Origin of the sequence: Streptomyces sp. NPDC050617, from assembly GCF_040654795.1 — a bacterium.
Taxonomy (GTDB): domain Bacteria; phylum Actinomycetota; class Actinomycetes; order Streptomycetales; family Streptomycetaceae; genus Streptomyces.
Genome location: NZ_JBFAIS010000008.1, coordinates 240,329 through 263,196 on the forward strand (window position 1 = coordinate 240,329; position 22,868 = coordinate 263,196).

Sequence of the window (22,868 nt, forward strand, 5' to 3'; positions counted from 1 at the left end):
CGCTTCGGCCCCGGTGTCCGTGGCCGACTTCGCGGCCGTCGCCGAGCGCGTACTGCCCGCCGAGGTCTGGGACTTCATCGCGGGCGGCAGCGGCGACGAGCTGACCCTCGCCGCCAACCGGTCGGCCCTGGACCAGGTCGGGCTCGTGCCGCGAGTGCTGTCGGGCGCCTCCGGCTGCGACACCGAGGCCGAGCTGCCCGGCGCCCCGACCGCCGCCCTGCCGGTCGCCGTCGCACCGATGGCGTATCAGCAACTGGCGCACGAGGAGGGCGAGTTGGCGACCGCGCGGGCGGCGGCCGCGGCCGGGGTGCCGTTCGCCCTGTCCATGCTGAGCAGCCGCCCGATCGAGTCCGTCACCGCGCTCGGCGGTATCACCTGGTTCCAGCTGTATTGCCTGCGCGACCGCGGGGCCACGGCGGAGCTGGTGCTGCGGGCCGAGGAAGCGGGCTGCTCGGCGCTCGTCGTCACCGTGGACGTACCCCGGATGGGGCGGCGGCTGCGGGACCTGCGCAACGGCTTCGCCCTGCCGACCGACGTGGCCGCCGCCAATCTGGACCCGGCGAGCGTCGAGGAGACCCACGACCGGCGGCCCGGCGTCTCCGCCGTGGCCGAGCACACGGCCAGGGCCTTCGCGGCCGGGCTGAGCTGGGACGACCTCACCCTGCTGCGGGAGCGGACCCGGCTGCCGCTGATCGTGAAGGGGGTCATGGACCCGCGGGACGCCGTGCTCGCCGCCGACCTCGGCGCGGACGCCGTGGTGGTCTCCAACCACGGCGGCCGGCAGCTCGACTCCGCCGTGGCCAGCGTGGAGATGCTGCCGGCGGTGCGCGAGGCGGTCCCGGACCGCTGCCGGGTCCTGCTGGACAGCGGAATCCGCGGCGGTACGGACGTACTCAAGGCCCTGGCGCTGGGCGCGAGCGGCGTGCTGCTCGGCCGGCCCGCGCTGTGGGGGCTGGCCGCCGGGGGCGAGGCGGGCGTGCGCCGGGTCCTCGACCTGCTCGCCGCCGAGCTGCGCTCCGCCCTGGAACTCGCCGGCTGCGCCGACCTCGCCGCCGTCCGGCTGCTGTCGGCGCGGGTGCCGGCCGGCCGTACGCCCGTAGGAGGCATCCGATGACGACGGTCGAACCCGCCGCGTCCGTCCGGCTCGACCCGGCGGATCTGCACGCCTCGCTGCGCGACCCGGCGCTGCTGTCGATGAACTTCCTCAACGAGGTGGCGAACCGGTTCCCGGACGCGATCTCCTTCGCGCCCGGCCGCCCCTGCGAGGACACCTTCGACCTCGCCGACCTGCACCGCTACCTCGACGCCTACGCCGACTACCTGACCGGTACGAAGGGGTACGACCGGACGCGGGTCCACCGGGAGCTGTTCCAGTACGGGCGCACCAAGGGCATCGTCCACGAACTCATCGCGCGGCAGCTCGCCGTGGACGAGGGCATCACCGTGGACCCGGAGGCCGTCCTGGTCACCGTCGGCGCGCAGGAGGCGCTGTGGCTGGTGCTGCGTGCGCTGCGGGCCTCGGACCGCGATGTGGTGCTGGCCGTGGCGCCGACGTACGTCGGGCTGACGGGCGCCGCGCGGCTGCTGGACTTCCCCGTCCATCCGGTCGGCGAGGGCCCGGACGGCGTGGACCTGGACGATCTGCTCGCCCGGATCGCGGCCGCCCGCGCCGAGGGGCTGCGGCCCCGGGCGCTCTACCTCGTGCCCGACTTCTCCAATCCGAGCGGCCTGAGCATGACCGTGAGCAGCCGCCGGCAGCTGCTGGAGATCGCCGCCGAGCAGGATCTGCTCCTGCTGGAGGACAATCCGTACGGGTTCTTCCAGGCGGTGGAGGGCGAGCGCCCGCCGACCCTGAAGGCACTCGACACGGGGCAGCACGTGGTCTATCTCGGTTCACTGGCGAAGACCTGTTTTCCCGGCGCGCGGGTGGGCTTCGCCGTGGCGGACCAGCGGATCGCGGGGCCGGACGGCGGGCTGCTGGCCGACGAGCTGTCGAAGGCCAAGAGCATGCTCACGGTCAACACCCCGCCGGTGAGCCAGGCCCTGGTCGGCGGGATGCTGCTGGAGCACGGGGGCAGTCTGCTGCGGGCCAACCAGCGCCAGATCGGCATCTACCGGCGCAACCTCGACTGCCTGCTGCGCGGGCTGAGCCGACGCCTCGACGGGCTGGAGGGGGTCGGCTGGAACACCCCGGCCGGCGGCTTCTTCGTCGGGGTGACGGTGCCGTTCCCGGTCACCGACGAGCTGCTCGACATCGCGGCGAACCGGCACGGAGTGCTGTTCACGCCGATGCGCCATTTCCACGACAGTGACGTGGCGGCGCGTCAGATGCGGCTGTCGTGCAGCTATCTGTCGACGGAGCAGATCGAGACGGGGCTCGACCGGCTGGCCAAGCTGATCACCGAGCGGATCTGACGGCCGGTACCGCTACGGATCCGTGCGTCCGCGACGTGCGAGGGACGGCACGTCGCGGGCGCACGGGGAGCAGGGGGCGGGCGTCAGAGCCAGCCGTGCTGTGCGGCCTTGACGCCTGCTTCGAAGCGGCTGCGCGCGCCCAGCCGCTCCATGAGCGAAGCCATCATGCGGCGGGTGGTGCGGGGCGAGATGAAGAGCTGGGCGGCCGCGGACTCATCGGTGTGCCCCCGTGCGATGAGCAGGAGGAGTTCGCGCTCCGGCTCGGACAGCCCCGCCCGGCCGGCCTCGCGGTCCGCGCCCAGCGGGGTGGCGACGTCCCAGACGCACTCGAAGAGCGCGACCAGCGACGCGACCACGCCCGGTCTGGTGAGGCAGAGCGCGCCCTTTCCGGTGTCGGCGGGGTCGATGGGCAGGAGAGCCGTCGAACTGTCCACGAGGACCATGCCGGGCGGCAGGCTCGCCGTCGTACGGAACTCGCCGCCGCGAGCGGTGAGCCAGCGGGCGTAGTCGAGGGTGGCCGGGTCCCGGCGGATGGCGTCCAGGCCGATGGTGCGGACGGCCGCTCCGCGCCGGAGCACCGATTCGTCGTTGCGCCGCGCGGCCGCCAGCGACGACGGCGGCTGGGCGCCGCCCTGCATGAAGGTCGCCACCGTGCGGGAGGCGTTGCACACGAGCTGTTCGATCCGCCGGCGCACGGCCGTGAGGCCGTCGAGCCGTTCGGCGCCGCTCTCGTCGCCGGCCGGGGCGCGCACGGTCCCGTCGCGTACGGTCCGCCGTCCGTTCTCGGCCAGCATGCGGGTGATCAGCTGCTGGCTGTCGGCGATCCGCTGCTGCCGCTCCAGCAGTTCCTGCCGCTCTCGGGCCAGCAGTTCCTGAAGGCCCACTATGGGATCGACGGCGAAGAGCTGGCCGGGGTTCTCGTAGGACTCCCTGAGCAGTCTGCAGTCGAAGAGCACGTCCAGAGCGGCGCGGATGTCGTCGGTGGACAGCGAGAGACGGGCGGCGAGTTCTTCGACGGACAGCTCCTGGTGCCGGAGCATGGCCCGGTAGACGGTTTCGGTATTCCCCTGCACGCCGAGAAACGGAAGCAACGTACGGACTCCTTGGGCAGCCGGCGGCTTCCGCCGCGGGGCGTGCGCGGCGGATACGGCCCGGTCGCGTACGGCCTCGCGGACCGCGCCCGACCACGCCTCGACCCGGCCCGCGTACGGCCCCGCGGCCACCGCCGTCATTGCGGACACGCGGGTACGGCTCGATGCTCTTCTCTTGTTCGCCCGAGGAGTGCGCCCTCCTCGGGAAAGGCCGAGGCTAACGGGCGGCACGAAGATCGGCTACGGCTCCCGCCGCCCGGCTCCCCCTCCGGGCTCGCGACGAGCCGTTGTCAGTGCCCCGCATTACGCTCATCTCTCAGTCGCCGTCGGTATGGCACGAGCCGACGGCGGGGGTGGCGGAGCCATGCCGCCCACGCGTCCGCGTCCACGATCGAGCATTCCTGATCCTCAAGGGGAGACCTGCTATGAGCAGCACCGACGACAGCACGCACGAGGGTTTCAGCGCCGAGGAGCGGGCCGCGATGAAGGACCACGCCAAGGAGCTGAAGAAGGCGTCCCGCCGCGTCTCGCGTGCCGAGAAGGCCGCCGAGGCGAAGCGGGACGTGCTGGCGAAGATCGCCGAGATGGAGGACTCGGACCGGATCATGGCCGAGCGCGTCCACGCCGTCGTCACCGCCAGCGCCCCGGAGCTCGCCCCGAAGCTCTGGTACGGCATGCCGGCCTACGCGCTCGACGACAAGATCCTCTGTTTCTTCCAGAGCGCGGCGAAGTTCAAGGCCCGCTACGCGACGCTCGGCTTCAGCGACCTCGCGAAACTGGACGAGGGCACGATGTGGGCGAACGCCTTCGCCCTGACCGAGGTGACGGACGAGGTGGAGGCGCGCATCAGCGCCCTCGTGAAGCAGGCGGTGAGCTGAGCCGACCGCCCGGCGGCGCGTGAGGCCCCAGGCCGCACGCACCGCCGGAGCCCGGCCGTCAGGCGGTACGGGGCCGCACCTGGGAGCCGTGGCGCAGGGTCAGTGACATCAGGTCGGTCGGCTCGTCCAGCTCGATGCGGTGCCAGCGTCCGCGCGGCACGATGAAGCATGTGCGGGCGGCCAGGCGCGTCATCTCCTCGACGTCGCCGGGGCGTTCGGGCCGCAGGTAGAGGCGCATGCTGCCGGAGAGACAGCAGACCACTTCCTCGGCCGCCGGGTGCATCTCCCAGTGATCGGAGTGCACCTCCCGGTCGGTCTCGGCGTGGAAGGTCGCCAGCTGCCAGCTGTCGGGCTCTCCGGCCGTCCGGGGCTCGGCGTCGGTGACCGTGCCGCTGCTGTGGATGTGGATCGCACGGGCGAACATATCGATCGGTAGGGCGGACATCGCGGTTCCTCTCGGTGTGGAAGGTCGGCCGGTCGGCATGCCGAAGTTTTCGTACACCGTACACATATGAGGTCGCGAAGGTCATCGGCGAATGGAAGTCCCGCCGTCGCACTCCGGGAGGAAGCTGCCGCCGGTGAGCTTCTCGGAGATCTCCCACAGCCGACGGGCGGTGTCGGTGTCGCGCAGGGCCGGTCCGCGGCGGAGGCCGGTCGGACACAAGGCTGCGTCGGCCCCGTTTCTCAACCGATGCCGCAGCGGAATGGGACCGATTCCGAACTGCCGCTGGACCTCGGCTCCTCGGGACCAGCTCAGTCATCGGCGATAGCCTTGGAGCATGGTTGAACTGGAGACCCGGGAGCTTGAGTACTTCATCGCGGTCGCCGAGGAGCTGCACTTCGGGCGGGCCGCGGTGCGGCTGGCGATCGCGCAGCCGGCGTTGTCGAAGGCGATCCGGCGGGTGGAGACGCGGCTCGGGGTGCGGCTGCTCGTACGGTCGAGCCGCCATGTCTCGCTCACGCCGGCCGGGGAGGCGCTGCTCGAACACGGCCGGCATGCCGTGAACGCCGTGAGCGCGGCGGTGCGCAGTGCGCGGCGGGCCGCCGAGGCGGAGGCGCGTCTGCGGCTGGTGATCAAGCCGGGTGGCGATGCCGGTCTGCTGTCCGGGATCCTCGCCGAGTACGCGCGGCGGCCCGACGCGCGCCGGGTGGACATCCTGTTCAGCGGCGGCACCGACCGGGTCGACCAACTGCGGGACGGGCGGGCGGACGTGGCGCTGCTGTATGTGCCGTTCGACGACGTCGAGGGGCTGGCGCACGAGACGCTGTACGTGGAAGGGCGCGTCGCGATTCTCCCCGCCGGTCACCGGCTGGCCTCGCGCGGCGAACTGCGGATGGCGGATCTCGACGGCGAGACGATGCCGCGCTGGAAGGGCGTCGACGACGGCGGGTCGGGGCCGGAGGTCGTGGACGTGGCGCAGATGACGCATCTGATCACCGTCGGGCGGATGATCGCGGTGCTGCCGCGCTCGCTCGTCGAGCCCGTTCCCGCGGGGCTCGTGTGCGTTCCGGTGACCGACGCGGGCGACAGCCGGCTCGCCGTCGCCTGGCCCGAGCTCGACCGGCGGCCCCTCGTCGCCTCGTTCGTGGCGGCGGCGGTCGCCGCGAGCCACCCCTCAGCCGCGGCCGGGACCGGGACCGCCGTCTGATCGGCCGTCTGATCGGCCTGGTCAGCCCGCGTCTGACGCGCCGAACGCGTCGAGCGCCTCCAGCACATGCGCGCGCGTCGCCTCCGTGCCCAGATGTCCCGCGCCCTCGACAGTGATGAGCTTCGCGTCCGGCCACGCGCGGGCGAGTTCCCACGCCGTCTGGAGCGGTCCGCCCATGTCGAAGCGGCCGTGGATCAGGACGCCCGGAATCCCGGCCAGCCGGCCCGCGTCGCGCAGCAGCGCGCCCTCCTCCAGCCACACGCCGTGGGAGAAGTAGTGGGAGCAGATACGGACCAGGGCGAGGCGGGCGGCGGAGGGGCGGTCGCCGTACGGGTTGGAGGCGCCGTTCGTCTCGCCCGAGAGGACCGCGTCCTCCCAGGCGCACCAGTCGGCCGTGGCCTTGTGCCGCACCGCGGCGTCGGGGTGCTCCATCAGGCGCGCGTACGCGCCGACGATGTCGCCGTCGCGCGGGGTGCCGGGCGCCCCGGCGAGGAAGCGTTCCCACTGCTCGGGGAAGAAGCGGCCCACTCCGCGGTAGAGCCAGTCGGTCTCGGATCGTCGGGTGGTGGTGACGCTCGCGATGACGATCTCCGAGACGCGCCGGGGGTGCTGCTCCGCGTAGGCCAGGAGGAGGGTGGAGCCCCAGGAGCCGCCGTGCAGCAGCCAGCGGTCGATGCCCAGGTGCTCCCGCAGCCGTTCCATGTCGGCGATCAGGTGCCAGGTGGTGTTGTGCCGCATGTCGGTCGCGGGGTCGGCGGCGTGCGGGGTGCTGCGGCCGCAGCCGCGCTGATCGAACAGGACCACGCGGTACCGGTCCGGGTCGAAGAACCGGCGCACGCCGGTGCCGCACCCCGAGCCGGGCCCTCCGTGCACGACGAGCGCGGGCTTGCCGGCCGGGTTGCCGCAGACCTCCCAGTACACGGAGTTGCCGTCGCCGACGTCGAGCATCCCCGTCTCGTACGGTTCCAGCGGCGGATACAGCTCACTCAAAGGGGGCCTCCCGGCGGCTCTGTGCGGGGGCGACACCGGCCGTTCCCCGCTCAACGGTGGGACCACCGTAAAGCCGGCCGGCCGGTCTCGGCCCCTCAGCCGATGAGCCGCTCCCGCTCCCCCGCGTCGGAGGCCGCCGCCGCGGCCGTCAGCGCCATCGCCGCGGCCCCGTCGATGACGGCGCGGTCCGCCTCGCCGCCGACGCAGTGCGCGGCGAACTCCTTCTGATGGTTGACAGCGGGCAGCGAACCGATGCCGAGATAGGGGTGGATGGCGGGCAGTACGCGCGACACATTGCCCATGTCGGTCGAGGCGCGGTTCATCCGGGCCGCGGGGGTGCCCGGATCGAAGCGGCGGCCCAGTTCCGCGGCCGTACGCCGGTAGACGGCGAGCAGCCCCGCGTCGTTGCGGAACTCCGAGTACGGGCGGCTCTCCGGCTCGATCTCCAGGTCGCATCCCGTCGCCAGCGCGCCCGCCTCGAAGCAGCGCTCGACGCGCGGACGCAGTTCGTCGAGGTGCTCCAGGGTCCCCGCGCGGATGTACCAGCGGCCCTCCGTCAGCTCCGGGATGGCGTTGGGCGCCTCGCCGCCGCGCGTCATCATGCCGTGCACCCGTGTGCCGCCCGGCAGTTGCTGGCGCAGCAGGCCGATCGCGACCTGGGCGAGGGTGAACGCGTCGGCCGCGTTGCGGCCCTGCTCCGGGTAGGCGGCGGCGTGCGCGGCCTTACCGTGGTAGCGGACCTTGAGATGGGCGACGGCGAACGGGTCCGCCTCCGCGACGTCGACGGGTCCGGGGTGGACCATCATCGCCGCGTGCACCCCGTCGAAGGCGCCCCGCTCCAGCATCAGGATCTTCCCGCCGCCGCCCTCCTCCGCCGGGGTGCCGAAGACCGTGACCGTCAGGCCCAGTTCGTCCGCGAAGGGGGCGAGCCCCGCCGCCGCGCCGACCGCCGCCGCGGCGATGATGTTGTGGCCGCAGGCGTGGCCGAGACCGGGCAGCGCGTCGTACTCGGCGCAGATCCCGAGGTGCAGCGGCCCGGTTCCGGTGGTCGCGGTGAAGGCGGTGGGCAGCCCGGCGGTCCCGGTGCGCACGGTGTAGCCGAGGCCGTCCAGCGCCCCGGCCGTCCAGCGGGCCGCCTTCTCCTCCTCCCAGGCCACTTCCGGGTTGGCGTGGATGCGGTGGCTGAGGGCCAGCAGGTCGTCGGCCGCCGCCGCGACGGCCCGCCGGATGCCGCTCGTACGCGCCCCGGCGCCCGCCGTCGTCACGCGTCCCCCGGCACGCCGAAGGACGGCGCCTCGCCGGGAGCGAGCGCGCGCTGGACGTACGGCAGCTCCTGCGGCTCCCAGATCTTCCACAGCGCGGCCAGTTCGGCGATCGGGTCTCCGTCGGTCCAGTCGACGCGGAGGTCCGTGACCGGCCACGGCACGTCGCCGGCGACGAGCAGCCCCGCCGAGCGCACCGGGCCCTCCTCGCCGCCCGCCACCGCGCCCGCGGTGAGCGCGTCGACGAGGCGGCGGGCGAGCGGGGCGGCGGGGTCGGCGGCGAAGGCGTCGAGCATGGCTTGCGGCACGCCGGGGTCGGCGAGGAGGTTTCCGGCGGCGACCGCGTCGGGTCCGACGGCTTCGGCGTGCCGGCCCAGGGTGTGCGCCCCGGAGTACGCGGCGCCCGGCCCGTCGACGCCGACGGCGGTCAGCTGCCGGTACGGGATGTGCGCAAGGTGCGCCTCGGCGTGCGCGGTCTCGCGGATCGCGGAGGCGGCGGACGCGCCGCCCGCCATGAGGCCGAGGAGGTGGGCGCCGAGCCGCGGGTCGGTGATGTTCTGCGAGCAGGCCGCGCCCACGCCCGCCCGGACGTACGCGCAGCGGGCGGCGACGGCGGGGGACGACGAGGTGACGGCGACCCCGAACTGTCCGGTGCGTGCGCAGCGCGCGGCGATCGAGAAGGTCATGCCGCTTCCCCTTCCCGTACGGCCGCGGCGCGGACGGCGGCCGCTTCGGCGCGGCGTTCGGCCGGGATCACGGCGGTGGCGTCGATCTCGACGAGCCATTCGGGCCGGGCGAGGGCGGAGACGACGAGGCCGGTGGAGACGTAGTGGACGCCTTCGAGCCAGTGGCCCATGACGCGGTAGACGGGCTCGCGGAACCGGATGTCCGTCAGATAGACGGTGATCTTCACGATCTCGTCGAGGCGGCTGCCGCACTCCCCCAGCAGCATCGCGATGTTGGCCATCGCCCGCTCGGCCTGGGCGGCCACGTCGCCGACGCCGACGTTCTCGCGGGTGTCGAGATCCTGGCCGATCTGGCCCCGCAGATAGACGGTGCCCTCGGCGACGACGGCCTGCGCGAGGTCGTTGGAGAGGTCCTGTTCGGGATAGGTGGCGGCGGTGTTGAAGGGGCGGATGCGGTCGTGGGCGGTCACTTGGCGGCCTTCCTGTTCAGGGAGCCGAGCACGTTGTCGGAGAGTCCGGCCGCGTCCTTGACCAGGTCGAGCGGGCCGTCCCAGCCGAAGTTGCGGTAGACAGCGCCGAGGTGGGCGAACGGCGGCGACTGCGCGAAGAGCTGGAAGGTGAGCCGGTGGCCCGCGTAGTCGGAGTTCAGCAGGTCGCGGGCGTACGCGAGGAGCTTGCGGCGGTCCTCGGCGACCCAGTGCTCGTTGACCGAGTAGAACTTCTCCAGCCACGGCCCGGTCTCGGGGTCCTCGAAGGACGCCTTGTCCGGGGTGATGCAGATCTGGCCGCCGCAGAGTTCGCGGGCGATGTGCATCATCTCGTGGAGCTGCGAGCAGGCCAGCACGCGGCCGGTGTACAGGAGCGACTGGTTGGGCATCAGCAGCCCGCCGGGGCTGGGCTCCGCCATGGCTATGGCGGCGGTGAGGTGCGCGTTGATGCCCTCGCGGTAGCAGGCGAGGGTCGCCAGCTTCTCCTGTACGGCCTGCTGCTTCTCCAGGCCGGTCTGCTTCACGTTCCACAGCGCGGCGCCGATCATCAGGTCGGCGAGGCGCAGGTTGCGCTGGGTAAAGGCGTAGGCGCTGTAGCGGTGCAGGGTGGCGCGGATGAAGGTGGCGGCCTTGGTGTCGCGGTAGAAGAGGATGTTCTCCCAGGGGATCTCGACGTCGTCGAAGACGACCAGGGTGTCGACCTCGTCGAAGCGGTTGGAGACGGGGTAGTCGTCGACGGGCTTGGCGCCGCCGGCGAAGCCGGTGCGGCAGATGTACTTGAGTCCGGGCGCGCCCATGTCGAGCATGAACCCGAGGGCGTAGTCGGAGAGTTCGGAGTCGCCCCAGTTGGCGATGGTCGGTTTGGCGAACGCCTGGTTGGAGTAGGCGGCGGCCGTCTCGTACTTGGCGCCCCGCACGACGATGCCGCGGTCCGTCTCGCGGACGGCGTGCAGCAGCATGTCGGGGTCCTGGTCCTGGGGGCGCTTGGAGCGGTCGCCCTTGGGGTCCGTGTTGGCGGAGACGTGGAAGGGGTCGCCGAAGCAGGCCAGGTCGATGTGGCGCTTGACGTTCTCGGCGTAGGCCGGGTTGATCTGGTTGAGGACGTCCTGGCCGTCGATGAGGGACCACACCTCGCCGATGGTCTCGTCGCCGACGCGGGTGACGACGCCGCCGGCGTCGGTGAGCACCGCGTCGGTGGCGGCCCGCTTGTCCTCCCAGTCCTGGCGGGTTCGGGGCGGCTTCTGCTGCACGGCGTTGAGTTCGCCGCTCTCCTCGTCCTGGTAGGTCATGACGCCGCTGGTGGCCGGGTCGTGCGCCATGTCGTAGATGCGGGCCCGGATGTCGACGAGCGGCTGGAAGGCGGGGTGCGTGGGCACGTCCTCGATCTTCTCGCCGTTCATCCAGACCTCGCGGCCGTCGCGAATCGACTCCCGGTACTGCTCTCCGGTGCGGATCATGTCCGTACTCCTTGTCCTGGGCTCTCAGAGGGGGCGGCGGCTGCCGGGGGGACTGTCTTCAGCGGGTCAGGCGGGTCAGAGCGGGCGGTGGGTGCCGTACGTGCGGGCGTGGTGCACCAAGGGGTGGGCGCCCGGGGAGACGGCGGCGGCGGTGACGGCGCCGAAGAGGACCCGGTGTGTACCGGAGACGACGGCGTCGCCGAGCCGGCAGTCGAAGACGGCGGCGGCGCCGCGCAGCAGCGGCGAGCCGGTGGCGAGGGTCTCCCAGTCGGCGCAGCCGAAGTCGTACGGCGGGCCGGCAGCGGGCCGGCCCGCGAAGACGTCGGAGACATGGGCCTGTTCGGCGCTCAGGACGCTGACGGCGAAGTGGCCGTTGCGGGCGGCGGCCTCGGCGAGCGGGCTGCGTTCGTTGACGCAGACGAGGAGCGACGGCGGGTCCGCGGTGACGGAGCACATGGCGCTCACGGTCTGGGCGAAGCGGCCGGCGGGCCCGTCGGTGGCGACCACGGTGACGCCGGTCGCGGCGTTGCCCATGGCCGCGATGAAGTCCTGCCGTGGGGTGGTGAGTTGGTCCGGGGCGATGCTCATGGTCGGCCTCCCTCGGTGCGGTGGGGCGAGCTCGATGCGGTGGAGCGGGCTCGGCTGACGACCACTATGGGTGGACCGGGTACTTCCGTAAAGCAGATGTTTTCGCTCAACTGCATCTGTTGAACAGATGCAACGAGCTCGCGGCCCCGGGGCCTACGCGCGCAGCGTCTCCCGGCAGGTCGCGGCGAACGCCTGCGCGCGCCCCGTCAGCCGTACGCCGCGCAGCTTGGCGAGGACGACGGGCAGGGCCGGCAGCTGGTCGGCGAGGGGCAGACAGACGACGCGGGAGCCGCCGTACGTGCTGTCGTGCGCGGGCCGCTGGTTGAGCAGGGACCAGCCGTATCCGGCGGCGACCATGGAGCGCACGGTCTCGTAGTTGGTGGTGCGGTGGCTGATCTTGGGACGCACCCCGGCCTTGGCCGCCGCGGACTGGAAGTAGTCGCGGCTGACCGGCAGGTCGAGCAGGACCATGGGCTCGCCGCCGAGGTCGGCGAGCCGGACCCGGCGGCTGCCGGCGAGCCGGTGCCCCTCGTGGACGAGCGCGTACGGGGGCGCCATGGCCAGGACCTCGTGCTCGATGTCGGCGTCGAGTTCGAGGTCGTACAGCAGCCCCAGCTCGCACTGCCCGGTGCGCAGCAGGCTCTGGACGGCGGGGGTGTCGCCCTCGTGCACGTCGACGCGGACGGCGGGGTGGCGCTCGGCGAACCCTCGCAGCAGGCGCGGCAGGTAGAAGGGGGCGAAGGTCTGGAAGCAGCCGACGGCCAGGTCGCCGACGAGCTCCGAGCCGAGGCTGCGCGCCGATTCGGCCAGTTCGTCGGCGTGGGTGAGGAAGCCGCGCAGCTCGTGCTGGAAGCGCTCGCCGGCCGCCGTCAGCTCCAGCCCCTTGGCGTGTCTGCGGATGAGGAGCTGGACGCCGAGTTCGCGTTCCAGGTGGGTCACGGCGGTGGAGACGGCGGACTGCGAGACGTTGATGCGCTGGGCCGCGGCGGTCATGGATCCGAGCTCGGCGGCGGCGAGGAAGTAGCGCAGCTGCACGAGGGTGAAGTTGGTGTCGTGGGGCATGCCGGGATTTTTACATCTGGAAAACCGATGCAGCCCCCGTGAAAACAATGTTTGACCGGGGATTTGGAATCTTCGAGACTTCCCAACCACCCGACCTGTCCGCGCCGCCCTTTCTCTCTCCCCCGCGGTGCCGCACCGCTCTTCGCCCCTCACGTTCTAGGGAGTCCGCATGTCCGGTCCCGGAGGATCCGCACCCGACACCCCCGCCGCGGCCGAGGCGTCCGCCGTGCCGGACGCGCCCGCCACGGTGGAGCAGCACACGATCGACCACATCCCCGACGACGAGCGCCACGGGCGGGTCAGGGACCTGTTCACCATGTGGTTCGGGACGAACATCGCCCCGTTGCCGCTGGTCACAGGTGCCATGGGGGTGCAGGTCTTCCACCAGTCGTTCTGGTCGGGCGTGCTGGCGATCCTCGTCGGCCAGCTCGTCGGCGGCGTCTTCATGGCGCTGCACTCGGCGCAGGGCCCGCAGCTCGGCGTGCCGCAGATGATCCAGAGCCGGGCGCAGTTCGGGGTGATCGGGGCGCTGGTGATCGTGGTCGTCGCGGCGGCCATGTACGTCGGCTTCTTCGCGTCGAACATCGTGCTGGCCGGGAAGTCCCTGCACGGCCTCGCGCCCGCCGTCCCCGTCAACGGGGGCATCGTGCTGGGCGCGCTGGGCTCGGCGGTGATCTGCTGGGTCGGGTACCGCCTGATCCACACCCTCAACAAGATCGCGACCTGGGTGCTGGGGCTCGGCATCGCCGTCGGCATCGCGGTCGTGGCCTTCCGCGGCCTGCCGGACGACTTCTTCACCCGGGGCGGCTTCACCTTCGCCGGCTGGCTGGCGACGGTGTCGCTCAGCGCGCTGTGGCAGCTCGCCTTCGCCCCGTACGTATCGGACTACTCGCGCTATCTGCCGCGTACGGTCCGCACCCCCGCGACGTTCTGGGCGACGTACGGCGGCTCGTGTCTCGGCTCGACGCTGTCCTTCCTGGCGGGCACGGTGATCGCGCTCGCCGCGCCGGGCGCCGACGACACCGTCGCGGGCTTCGACAGCGCGGCGGGCTCGTTCGGGCCCGTCGTGCTGGTCCTCTTCCTCTTCAGCGTCATCAACCACAACGCCCTCAACCTGTACGGCGCCGTGCTGTCCCTCATCACGATCGGCCAGACCTTCCGCGCCCACTGGACCCCGCGCCGGACGGCGCGCGGCGTGGTCTCGGGGACCGTGCTCGTGGCGGCGCTGCTCGTCGCGGTCGGCGTGTCCGACGACTTCGTCTCGCGGTTCGTGAACCTGGTGAGCGTCCTGCTGATCGTGCTGATCCCCTGGACCGCGATCAACCTGATCGACTTCTACCTCGTGCACCGGGGCCGGTACGCGATGACGGACTTCTTCGCCGCCGACGGCGGCCGCTACGGCCGCTTCAACCGCACGGCGCTCTCGTCGTACGCCCTCGGCATCGTCGTCCAGCTTCCCTTCGTCTCCACCGACCTCTTCACGGGCCCCTTGGTCGCCCCGCTGGGCGGCGCGGACCTCTCGTGGCTGGTCGGTCTGGTGGTCACGGCTCCCGTGTACTACTTCTGGGCGCGCCCGCGCACGACGGAGCCGGAGCCTGCGGTGCGGGTCGCCCAGGAGGAGCCGGTGCGCACGGCGCCGACCGCCTGACGGCGCACCGGTGATCCGGCCGGCCCCGGCCGCGGCCCTCGAATGGCGTGCGTGAATCAAGCGGCATAGCCTGCCCGAAAGCGCCTTTTCGTGCTGTATATCCGCTTGGTGGACAGGGGAAGGTCGAGGGTCTTGAGCGCCGACACCGACGAGCAGAAGCCCAGCGAGTCCGGAGCGGGGGCCGGAGCACAGGCCGGAACAGGAGCCGGAGCGGGGCCCGCCGCCAAGGAGGGCCCCGAGTTCCGCCCGTACCGCCATCCCGCCGCGGGCTGGGGCGCCGCCAAGAGCGTCAGCCGCTTCCTGCTGCGCGAGGGCGCGCTGGTGGACGGGCCGCGGGCGATCATGCGGATGAACCACGAGAACGGCGGGTTCGACTGCCCCGGATGCGCGTGGCCGGACGACACCAAGGGCCTGCACCTCGACATCTGCGAGAACGGGATCAAGCACGTCACCTGGGAGATGACCCGCAAGCGGGTCGGGCGCGAGTTCTTCGCCGCCCACTCGGTGACCGAGCTGTCCGGCTGGAGCGACCACGGCCTGGAGAACCAGGGCCGGCTGACCGAGCCGATGGTCTACGACCCCGATACGGACCACTACGTCCCGATCGGCTGGAAGGACGCGTTCGAGCTGATCGGCGGTGCGCTGCGCGGCCTGGACAGCCCGGACCAGGCGTCGTTCTACACCTCGGGGCGGCTCGGCAACGAGGCCACGTTCCTCTACCAGCTGATGGCCCGTGAACTGGGCACGAACAACCTGCCGGACTGCTCCAACATGTGCCACGAGGCCAGCGGCCGCGCCCTCCAGGCGTCCCTGGGAACCGGCAAGGGGACCGTCGACCTGACGGACTGGGAGAGCGCCGACGCGCTGTTCATCCTGGGCGTCAACGCCGCCTCCAACGCGCCCCGGATGCTCACCGCGCTCGCCGAGGCCCACAGCCGCGGGGCCCGGATCGTCCACATCAATCCGCTCGTCGAGGCGGCGGCCACCCGCACCATCGTGCCGCACGACTTCACGGACATGGCCCTCTTCAAGTCGACGCCGACCAGCTCCCTCAACCTCCAGGTGCGCATCGGCGGCGACATGGCCCTGCTGCGCGGCATGGCCAAGGCGGTCCTGGAGCAGTCGGCGACCGACCCCAAGGCCCTGGACCGCGAGTTCATCGACCGCCACACCGCCGGCTTCGAGGAGTACCGCGCGCTGTGCGAGGTCACGCCGTGGGAGGAGATCGAGACCCAGTCCGGGCTCAGCCGCGCCGCCGTCCTCAAGGCGGCCCGCGTCTACGGCGAGGCCGACCGCTCCATCATCAGCTGGTGCCTGGGGGTGAGCCAGCACGAGCACGGCGTCGACACCGTGCGGGAGATCGTCAACCTGCTGCTGCTCCGCGGCAATCTGGGGCGCGAGGGCGCGGGCCCGTCCCCCGTACGCGGCCACAGCAATGTGCAGGGCAACCGCACCTGCGGCATCGACCACCGCCCCGCCGGCGCCTTCCTCGACCGGCTCGCCGAGGTCTGCGGCATCGAACCGCCCCGCGAACACGGCCTGGACACCGTCGGCACCATCGAGGCGATGCGCGGCGGCGCGGTGAAGGTGTTCGTCGGCATGGGCGGCAACTTCGCTCTCGCCGCGCCCGACACCGAGGCCACCTGCGCCGCGCTGCGCAACTGCGACCTCACCGTGCAGGTGAGCACCAAGCTGAACCGCAGCCATCTCGTCCACGGCCGCCGGGCCGTCATCCTTCCGTGCCTCGGCCGCACGGAGAAGGACCATCAGCGCGAGGGCGTCCAGAGCACGTCCGTCGAGGACTCGATGAGCATGGTCCACCTGTCGATCGGCATGAAGCGGCCCGCCTCGCCGCACCTGCTGTCCGAGCCCGCCATCATCGCCGGCATCGCCCGCGCCGCGCTGCCCGACAGCGCCACGCGCTGGGAGTGGTACGTGGAGGACTACGACCGTATCCGCGACACCATGGCCCGCGTCCTCCCCGGCTTCGAGGACTTCAACCGCCGCGTGCGCCTGCCCCTCGGCTTCCGCATCAAGCAGCCCGCCCGCGAACTGGTCTTCCTCACCCCGTCCGGCCGCGCCGAGTTCTCCACCGCCGCGCTCCCGGACGTCGTCCCCGCCCCCGGCACCCTGGCGCTCGGCACCATGCGCTCCCACGACCAGTGGAACACCACGATCTACTCCGACAACGACCGCTACCGCGGCATCAAGAACCTGCGCACGCTGGTCTTCATGAACCGCGCCGACATGCGCGACCGCGGCATCGGCGACCTCGGCCCCGTGGACATCACGAGCACGGCGCGGGACGGCAGCCGGCGGAGCGTCCACGGCTATCTCGCCGTTCCGTACGACATCCCGCGCGGCTGCGCGGCCGGCTATATGCCCGAGATGAACGTGCTGTGCGCGCTCGTCGACCACAGCACCCAGAGCGACCAGCCGATCATGAAGCACGTCGAGGTCACCATCGAACCGGCGGCCTGAGCCCTCCCGCCCGGTACGCGGGCGCCGACCCCGCGCGAGGAACCTCAGGTGCGCACGGCCTGATCGGAAGGGAACCGGTCGGGCAGTCGTGGTCAAGGCTGACGCAGGAGTAGGCTCGCCAGTACCGAGAGCATTCCCTGACCGGCTTCCAGGCCGGCATTCCTCTCGGGTCATCAGTACCGGATCGGGCACGACAGGTCCGGGGACGGGTCGACACCATGACGGTGCTCACCGCACGCACTCCGCCAGCCTCGCCGCTCACCGAGCTTTCCGGCTGCCCGCCGCTGCGGCTGTCCCTCAAGCCCCCGGGCCCGCAATCCGGGCTGCTCGACGGCGCCTGGTGGCCGCACTCCCGGGACCTCGCTCGTGAACTCCCATCTCTGACAGATCTGTTGGACCCCCTATGGGGGCGCATCGCACGCGTCACGGTCAACCCGACCTACTGGCCGGTCATACCCCGCAAGGTCCCCGTCAACGGCCATGTGGTCAAAGTGGGCTGGTTCCGCGCCGAGCAGGACCCTCACCAACTCCTGCTGCTTTCCGCCCGCGTCGGGCGCTGGGACCTGCTGATCATCCCCCCGGAGACGGGGGCGGCAGCCGCCGCACGGCTCATGGCCGCCGCCTGCGACCCCCTGACGGCCCGTACGGGCAGCGCTCTCATCGCCGACGAACTGGCCCGTCGCCCCGCGGCCCCGGCCGAGGAAGACCCGGCGGGCCGGACACCGGCGGAGGCGTGGGAGGCGGAGGGCGGCGCCATGGCCGCCCACATCGGCGCGCCGCACTGACCGGGCCGCCCGCCCACCACCGATTCCCTGGCCCCGGACCCCGGCCGTCTCTTCCAGGCCGAGGACAAGGAGCCTTGTATGCTGCCCAGTTCCCCCCTCTCCCAAGCTCTCGCACCGCCGCACGACAGCACGGCATCTCAGATATACGACGGGACGGCGCCCTTTCCCGCCGACGACCGCCCGGCGCCTGCGCGCAGCGGCGGTGAGCGGCTGTACGTCACGGTGACGGCGACGATCGTCGTCCTGCCGTTCCTCGCGCTCGGCCTGGCCGCCTGGCTGCTGTGGGGAACCCTCATACGGCCCGCCGACGCCCTGCTCGCCCTCGTCCTCTACGTCGTCACGGGGCTCGGGATCACGGTCGGCTTCCATCGCGGCCTGACCCACGGCGGGTACCGGGCCGCCCGGCCCGTGCGGATCGCCCTGGCGGTGGCCGGGTCGATGAGTTTCCAGGGCGACGTCATCGGCTGGGTCGCCACGCACCGCCGCCACCACGCCTTCACCGACCGGCCCGGCGACCCGCACTCGCCCTACCGCTACGGCACGCACCTGCGGGGTCAGCTTCGCGGCCTGGCCCACGCCCACGTCGGCTGGCTGTTCCGCAACGACCCCACCCCCGCCGAGCGCTACGCCCCCGACCTGCTCGCCGACCGCGACATCCGCGCCGTCTCCCGGGCCTTCCCGGCCCTGTGCGCCCTCACCCTCGCCCTCCCCTTCGCACTCGGCTGGGCGATCGGCGGAACCTGGCTCCACGCCGTCACCGCACTGCTGTGGGCGGGCCTCGTCCGCATCGCGCTGCTCCACCATGTGACCTGGAGCGTCAACTCGCTGTGCCATGTGATCGGCCGGCGCCCCTTCCGCACCCGGCGCCATGACCGGGCTACCAACCTGTGGCCCCTGGCCCTGCTCTCGTTCGGGGAGAGCTGGCACAACCTCCACCACGCCGACCCCACCAGTGCCCGCCACGGCGTGGACCGCGGCCAGATCGACCCTTCCGCCGTCGTCATCCGCCTCCTCGAACGCCTCGGCTGGGTACGGGACGTGCGCTGGCCCACCCCGGACCGCATCGCCACCCGCCGTTCATGAACCCACCCGACAACTCACGGAGCCCTCATAACCCTTGACCACACCTCCCCGAGACCATCTTCGTCCGGAAGAAAAGAACCTCTCAGCGTCCGGGTACGTCCAGGATCTCCACCTCGGCGCCCGCGTCCGCGCCGCCGGGCGGGACCGCCGCGAGGCCGTCGGCGAGCGCCAGCCCGCGCAGCATCGCCGGGCCGTCGAACGGCAGCGGCAGCACCTCGCGCCCCACGCGGCGCACCGGCAGCAGCCGGGTGTCCCGGGGGTGGCCGGGCAGCGCGGCGGCCGCGGTCATCCGCGGCGGCTCCGCGTCCGGGTGTCCGCCGAGGCGGCGCAGCAGCGGTACGGCCAGGGTCGCCGCGCCGGCCACGGCGGCCAGCGGGTTTCCGGGGAGGCCGACCAGCCGGCGGGGGCGGCCGTCGGCGGCCGGTGACAGTTCGGCGAGCAGCATGGGGTGGCCGGGCCGTACGGCGACGGAGTCGACCAGCAGCCGGGCGCCCGTCTCGGCGAGCGCGCCGTGCAGGAAGTCCACCGGCCCGGCGGCGGTACTGCCGGTGGTGACCACGACGTCGGCGGCGGAGTCGCGCAGCGCCTCCCGCAGCAGTCCGAAGTCGTCCGAGACGCGGCGGCGTTCGGTCACCAGCGCGCCGCAGCCGCGCAGCCACGGCGGCAGGAGGGGGCCGAGCGCGTCGCGGACCCGGCCGCTGTGCGGCAGGCCGGATTCCAGCAACTCGTCGCCGAGTACCAGCAGTTCCACGGTAGGGCGGCGGTGCACGGCCAGCCGGTCGTAGCCGGACGCCGCGGCCAGCCCCTGTACGGCCGGGGTCACGGTCGTACCGGAGGGGAGCAGCGGTTCGCCCGCCCGGCACTCCTGGCCGCGGGGCCGGATGTCGCGGCCTGGGGCCGCCGGTCCGGGGCCGGATTCGGGGAGGCCGGAACCGGCGCAACGGGCGAACAGCAGGCCGTGTTCGTCGGCCTCCCCGTGCTCCCGGCGCAGTACGGCGCTCGCTCCCCTCGGTACCGGGGCGCCGGTGGCGATGGGCACGGCCGTACCGGCGTCCAGCGGCTCGGGCCGCGCGCCGGCCAGCACCCCGCCGCCGCGCAGCCGCCACGGGCCCGGCCCGGCCACGGCCCAGCCGTCCATCGCGGAGGTGTCGAACGACGGCAGATCGGTGAGCGCCGTCAGCGGTTCGGCGAGGGCGTGGCCGAGCGCTTCGGCGAGCTCGCGGACGACGGCCGGCAGCGGCCGTACGGCACAGCCCCGAGCGAGGGACCGGGCCTCCGCCCACGTCGCGGCGGAGCGCCGGGCCGCGGCCTCCGGCATGCTCGTAACTGACACGGTCATACGCTCCCTGTCCGGCTCATCATTTCGATTGCGACTCGCCCCTGTTTCGCCGATGACCTTTTCGAAGAAATCGAATTACTGAATTCGACACAACTTCCTTGAATTACCGACCGGCGAATTGTCGATGGACTGATCGGCGGCGACTTCCATATCGCCGTGCTGCCGCACCGAAGCACGTCCGACCGTACCAGCAGCGCCCCGCGCATGCGGCACACCGGCCGGAAAAGCCGCTTGATAAGTCGCGTCTATGACGTCATTCAAGGTACCTCTTTGACATTTTCCCAGCGACCGGCGGAAGCTGACTTCCGTACGGGGAGCCGAATATCCGCGGGGCGGCCCACACGCGGATTCGGCGCACGATCCCGGCCGGTGAACAGGGAAACGAGGCGGACCAGAGCATGAGCGGCAACGAGGACCCGAGCGACGACCTGAAGGTCACCCCGCCCAAGACCTGGGCGACGGGCGTGCCCGCCGTGGCGCACGCGCTGGAGTACTCCCTGAGCCAGACGTCCCCGCGGCGCACCGCCCTGACGCTGCTGAACATCAACCAGGCCAAGGGCATCGACTGCCCCGGCTGCGCCTGGCCCGAGCCCGCGCCGGGCAAGCGGCACATGAACGAGTACTGCGAGAACGGCGCGAAGCACATCAACGACGAGGCCACCTCGCGGCGCGTCACCCCGGAGTTCTTCCGCGAGCACTCGATCGCCGAGCTGGACGGCAAGTCCGACTTCTGGCTCAACCAGCAGGGCCGGCTGACCGAGCCCATGGTCAAGCGGCCCGGCGCGACGCATTACGAGCCGATCGGCTGGGACGAGGCGCTCGGTCTGCTCGCCACGGAGCTCAAGGCGCTGGACTCCCCCGACGAGGCCCTGTTCTACGTGTCCGGCCGGCTCAACAACGAGGCCGCCTTCCTCCTCCAGCTCTTCGCCCGCGCGTACGGCACCAACAACCTGCCGGACTGCTCCAACATGTGCCACGAGTCCAGCGGCAGCGCGATGTCGGAGACGCTGGGCACCGGCAAGGGCACCGTGTCGCTGGACGACATCCACACCTCCGATCTGATCTTCGTCGTGGGGCAGAATCCGGGCACCAACCACCCCCGGATGCTGTCGGCGCTGGAGGAGACCAAGCGCAACGGCGGCCATATCGTCGCGGTCAACACGCTGCCCGAGGCCGGGCTGAACCGGTTCAAGCACCCGCAGCGGCCGCGCGGGATCGTCGGGCGCGGCACGCAGATCGCCGACCAGTTCCTGCACATCCGCGCCGGCGGCGACCTCGCCCTGTTCCAGGCGCTGAACCTGCTGCTGCTCGAAGCCGAGGACGCCGCGCCGGGCACCGTGCTCGACCACTCCTTCATCGAGCGGAACACCACCGGCTTCGCCGAGTTCACCGAGCACGCGCGCGAGATCTCCTGGGAGCACATCCTGGAGGCGACCGGGCTCTCCCGCGAGGAGATCGAGCAGGTCCACGAGCGCGTCCTGAAGAGCGAGCGGATCATCGTGTGCTGGGCGATGGGCCTCACCCAGCACAAGCACGGCGTCCCCACCATCCGCGAAGTCATCAACTTCCTGATGCTGCGCGGCAATATCGGCAAGCCCGGCGCCGGCGCGTGCCCGGTGCGCGGCCACAGCAATGTGCAGGGCGACCGCACCATGGGCGTATGGGAGCGGATGCCGCAGAAGTTCCTCGACGCCCTGGAGAGCGAGTTCGGATTCACCCCGCCCACGCGGCATGGCCTGGACGCCGTGAACGGCATCCGCGCCATGTACGAGGGCCGCGCGAAGCTCTTCCTCGGCGTCGCCGGCAATTTCGTACGGGCCACCCCCGACAGCGCGGTCACCGAGGAGGCGATGCGGGGGTGCCGGCTCACCGCGCACGTCTCCACCAAGCTCAACCGCTCCCACACCGTCTGCGGTGATACGGCCCTCATCCTGCCCACCCTGGGCCGCAGCGACCGGGACTTCCAGGCCACGGGCGAGCAGTTCATCACCGTCGAGGACTCCATGAGCGAAGTCCACGCCTCCCGCGGCAAACTACCGCCCGCCTCCCCGCATCTGCTCAGCGAAGTCGCCATCGTCAGCCGGCTGGCGCGCAAGACCCTCGGCGATATGCCGCACATTCCCTGGAAGGAATTCGAGGCGGACTACGGCGCCATTCGCGACCGGATCTCCCGCGTCGTGCCGGGCTTCGAGGACTTCAACGCCCGGGTGTCCGTGCCCGGCGGCTTCCGGCTCCCCAACCCGCCGAATGAGGGCGTTTTCCCCACCCCGAGCGGCAAGGCCGTCTTCACCCGCAACGATTTCACGATGCCGCATGTCCCCGAGGGACATCTGCTGCTCCAGACCCTGCGCTCGCACGACCAGTGGAACACCATCTGGTACGCGCCGAACGACCGTTACCGCGGCATCCACAACGCCCGCCGGGTCGTAATGGTCAACCCCGCCGACCTCGACGCCCTGGGCATCGCCGACCGCGGCACGGTGGACCTGGTGAGCGTCTGGCACGACGGGAAGGAGCGGCGCGCGGAGGGCTTCACGGTCGTCGCCTACCCCGCCAGCCGGGGCTCCGCCGCCGCGTACTACCCGGAGACCAATGTTCTGGTGCCGCTGGACAGCGTCGCCGACATCAGCAACTGCCCCACGTCGAAGGGCGTCGTGGTCCGGCTGGAGCCCGTCGCCGCCTGAGCCGCCCCGCCCCTTCTCGTCTTCCCCTCCGCCGGGCCCCGGACGCCGTTGCCACAGCCCGGCAACATCGTGCAAACGTTGCCACAATCCCGCCAGTGCCGGTGTTGCCGGGCGCAACGCGCGCCGGGCGCTCCATGCTGTGCCGTGCCCCCGAGTAGCCATTCGGGGACGAGGCGCGGCCGGATCGGCCGCGGTCCGAGAGGGATGACGTGGAACGATCACTGTTGTCGCCGAGGTCGGCGCTGGTGCTCTTACTCGCGGTGCTGACAGGCATAGGGGCCG

General features: G+C 72.0%; 19 protein-coding genes. 9 read left to right on the top strand and 10 right to left on the bottom strand.

Going from position 1 to position 22,868, the window contains the following annotated elements:
- Positions 1-13: 13 nt before the first annotated feature.
- Together AB0I49_RS14000 and AB0I49_RS14005 are read left to right on the top strand one after the other, a co-directional pair.
- Positions 14-1,114, top strand: coding sequence for an alpha-hydroxy acid oxidase (locus tag AB0I49_RS14000; RefSeq protein ID WP_363227233.1), 1,101 nt, complete (start codon positions 14-16; stop codon positions 1,112-1,114).
- A complete protein-coding gene (locus AB0I49_RS14005; protein ID WP_363227177.1) occupies positions 1,111-2,415 on the top strand; it encodes a PLP-dependent aminotransferase family protein in 1,305 nt (434 codons plus the stop codon). The genes AB0I49_RS14000 and AB0I49_RS14005 overlap by 4 nt, the downstream gene beginning before the upstream one ends.
- Positions 2,416-2,498: 83 nt before the next feature.
- Here AB0I49_RS14005 and AB0I49_RS14010 read toward each other — a convergent pair whose 3' ends face one another.
- Complete coding sequence (locus AB0I49_RS14010; RefSeq protein ID WP_363227234.1) at positions 2,499-3,647, bottom strand: LuxR C-terminal-related transcriptional regulator; 1,149 nt, start codon at positions 3,645-3,647, stop codon at positions 2,499-2,501.
- Between the two features lie 284 nt (positions 3,648-3,931).
- Here AB0I49_RS14010 and AB0I49_RS14015 point away from each other — a divergent pair, with 284 nt between their 5' ends.
- The gene (locus tag AB0I49_RS14015) at positions 3,932-4,384 is read left to right on the top strand and encodes a DUF1801 domain-containing protein (RefSeq protein WP_363227178.1); all 453 of its coding nucleotides are present in this window, start codon (positions 3,932-3,934) and stop codon (positions 4,382-4,384) included.
- A 58-nt stretch (positions 4,385-4,442) separates the two neighbouring features.
- Here the strand turns inward: AB0I49_RS14015 and AB0I49_RS14020 are convergent, their stop codons facing one another.
- Positions 4,443-4,829, bottom strand: a complete 387-nt coding sequence (locus tag AB0I49_RS14020; protein ID WP_363227179.1) for a cupin — start codon at positions 4,827-4,829, stop codon at positions 4,443-4,445.
- A gap of 334 nt (positions 4,830-5,163) precedes the next feature.
- Here AB0I49_RS14020 and AB0I49_RS14025 point away from each other — a divergent pair, with 334 nt between their 5' ends.
- Positions 5,164-6,033, top strand: coding sequence for a LysR family transcriptional regulator (locus AB0I49_RS14025; protein WP_363227180.1), 870 nt, complete (start codon positions 5,164-5,166; stop codon positions 6,031-6,033).
- Between the two features lie 21 nt (positions 6,034-6,054).
- Here the strand turns inward: AB0I49_RS14025 and pip are convergent, their stop codons facing one another.
- From pip to AB0I49_RS14060, 7 genes are all read right to left on the bottom strand, one after another.
- A complete protein-coding gene (gene pip, locus AB0I49_RS14030) occupies positions 6,055-7,023 on the bottom strand; it encodes a prolyl aminopeptidase (RefSeq protein ID WP_363227181.1) in 969 nt (322 codons plus the stop codon).
- 95 nt (positions 7,024-7,118) lie between these two features.
- Positions 7,119-8,288: an amidohydrolase gene (locus tag AB0I49_RS14035; protein ID WP_363227182.1), complete on the bottom strand. Its 1,170-nt coding sequence runs from the start codon at positions 8,286-8,288 to the stop codon at positions 7,119-7,121.
- Entirely contained in the window at positions 8,285-8,971 is a 687-nt protein-coding gene (locus tag AB0I49_RS14040) for a DUF1028 domain-containing protein (protein ID WP_363227183.1), read from the bottom strand. Before AB0I49_RS14040 ends, AB0I49_RS14035 begins: the two co-directional genes overlap by 4 nt.
- Positions 8,968-9,441 (bottom strand): RidA family protein, encoded by a 474-nt coding sequence (locus AB0I49_RS14045; RefSeq protein ID WP_363227184.1) that lies wholly within the window; start codon positions 9,439-9,441, stop codon positions 8,968-8,970. Before AB0I49_RS14045 ends, AB0I49_RS14040 begins: the two co-directional genes overlap by 4 nt.
- Positions 9,438-10,916, bottom strand: a complete 1,479-nt coding sequence (locus AB0I49_RS14050) for a 4-hydroxyphenylacetate 3-hydroxylase family protein (RefSeq protein ID WP_363227185.1) — start codon at positions 10,914-10,916, stop codon at positions 9,438-9,440. The genes AB0I49_RS14045 and AB0I49_RS14050 overlap by 4 nt, the downstream gene beginning before the upstream one ends.
- Before the next feature lie 75 nt (positions 10,917-10,991).
- Positions 10,992-11,504 carry a flavin reductase family protein gene (locus tag AB0I49_RS14055; RefSeq protein WP_363227186.1) on the bottom strand — a complete coding sequence of 171 codons (513 nt, stop codon included), beginning with the start codon at positions 11,502-11,504 and terminating at the stop codon, positions 10,992-10,994.
- A gap of 153 nt (positions 11,505-11,657) precedes the next feature.
- Positions 11,658-12,566 (bottom strand): LysR family transcriptional regulator, encoded by a 909-nt coding sequence (locus AB0I49_RS14060; RefSeq protein ID WP_363227187.1) that lies wholly within the window; start codon positions 12,564-12,566, stop codon positions 11,658-11,660.
- A gap of 169 nt (positions 12,567-12,735) precedes the next feature.
- Here AB0I49_RS14060 and AB0I49_RS14065 point away from each other — a divergent pair, with 169 nt between their 5' ends.
- From AB0I49_RS14065 to AB0I49_RS14080, 4 genes are all read left to right on the top strand, one after another.
- On the top strand, positions 12,736-14,214 hold the full coding sequence (locus AB0I49_RS14065; RefSeq protein WP_363227188.1) for a cytosine permease: 1,479 nt from the start codon (positions 12,736-12,738) through the stop codon (positions 14,212-14,214).
- Between the two features lie 132 nt (positions 14,215-14,346).
- The gene (locus AB0I49_RS14070; protein ID WP_363227189.1) at positions 14,347-16,695 is read left to right on the top strand and encodes an FdhF/YdeP family oxidoreductase; all 2,349 of its coding nucleotides are present in this window, start codon (positions 14,347-14,349) and stop codon (positions 16,693-16,695) included.
- Positions 16,696-16,913: 218 nt separating this feature from the next.
- Positions 16,914-17,480, top strand: coding sequence for a DUF5994 family protein (locus AB0I49_RS14075; RefSeq protein WP_363227190.1), 567 nt, complete (start codon positions 16,914-16,916; stop codon positions 17,478-17,480).
- Positions 17,481-17,558: 78 nt separating this feature from the next.
- Positions 17,559-18,563: an acyl-CoA desaturase gene (locus tag AB0I49_RS14080; protein ID WP_363227191.1), complete on the top strand. Its 1,005-nt coding sequence runs from the start codon at positions 17,559-17,561 to the stop codon at positions 18,561-18,563.
- Positions 18,564-18,645: 82 nt separating this feature from the next.
- Here AB0I49_RS14080 and AB0I49_RS14085 read toward each other — a convergent pair whose 3' ends face one another.
- Positions 18,646-19,902, bottom strand: a complete 1,257-nt coding sequence (locus AB0I49_RS14085) for a molybdopterin molybdotransferase MoeA (protein WP_363227192.1) — start codon at positions 19,900-19,902, stop codon at positions 18,646-18,648.
- Between the two features lie 398 nt (positions 19,903-20,300).
- On the opposite strand from AB0I49_RS14085, the gene AB0I49_RS14090 reads away from it, so the two are divergent.
- A complete protein-coding gene (locus tag AB0I49_RS14090) occupies positions 20,301-22,586 on the top strand; it encodes an FdhF/YdeP family oxidoreductase (RefSeq protein ID WP_363227193.1) in 2,286 nt (761 codons plus the stop codon).
- The last annotated feature ends 282 nt before the right edge of the window (positions 22,587-22,868 follow it).

Excerpts from the sequence above, each read along its gene's own strand:
- AB0I49_RS14005 (WP_363227177.1), top strand. The coding sequence starts at position 1,111 with ATGACGACGGTCGAACCCGCCGCGTCCGTCCGGCTCGACCCGGCGGAT.
- AB0I49_RS14010 (WP_363227234.1), bottom strand. The coding sequence starts at position 3,647 with ATGACGGCGGTGGCCGCGGGGCCGTACGCGGGCCGGGTCGAGGCGTGG.
- AB0I49_RS14015 (WP_363227178.1), top strand. The coding sequence starts at position 3,932 with ATGAGCAGCACCGACGACAGCACGCACGAGGGTTTCAGCGCCGAGGAG.
- AB0I49_RS14020 (WP_363227179.1), bottom strand. The coding sequence starts at position 4,829 with ATGTCCGCCCTACCGATCGATATGTTCGCCCGTGCGATCCACATCCAC.
- AB0I49_RS14025 (WP_363227180.1), top strand. The coding sequence starts at position 5,164 with ATGGTTGAACTGGAGACCCGGGAGCTTGAGTACTTCATCGCGGTCGCC.
- AB0I49_RS14040 (WP_363227183.1), bottom strand. The coding sequence starts at position 8,971 with ATGACCTTCTCGATCGCCGCGCGCTGCGCACGCACCGGACAGTTCGGG.
- AB0I49_RS14050 (WP_363227185.1), bottom strand. The coding sequence starts at position 10,916 with ATGATCCGCACCGGAGAGCAGTACCGGGAGTCGATTCGCGACGGCCGC.
- AB0I49_RS14055 (WP_363227186.1), bottom strand. The coding sequence starts at position 11,504 with ATGAGCATCGCCCCGGACCAACTCACCACCCCACGGCAGGACTTCATC.
- AB0I49_RS14060 (WP_363227187.1), bottom strand. The coding sequence starts at position 12,566 with ATGCCCCACGACACCAACTTCACCCTCGTGCAGCTGCGCTACTTCCTC.
- AB0I49_RS14065 (WP_363227188.1), top strand. The coding sequence starts at position 12,736 with ATGTCCGGTCCCGGAGGATCCGCACCCGACACCCCCGCCGCGGCCGAG.
- AB0I49_RS14075 (WP_363227190.1), top strand. The coding sequence starts at position 16,914 with ATGACGGTGCTCACCGCACGCACTCCGCCAGCCTCGCCGCTCACCGAG.
- AB0I49_RS14080 (WP_363227191.1), top strand. The coding sequence starts at position 17,559 with ATGCTGCCCAGTTCCCCCCTCTCCCAAGCTCTCGCACCGCCGCACGAC.
- AB0I49_RS14085 (WP_363227192.1), bottom strand. The coding sequence starts at position 19,902 with ATGACCGTGTCAGTTACGAGCATGCCGGAGGCCGCGGCCCGGCGCTCC.
- AB0I49_RS14090 (WP_363227193.1), top strand. The coding sequence starts at position 20,301 with ATGAGCGGCAACGAGGACCCGAGCGACGACCTGAAGGTCACCCCGCCC.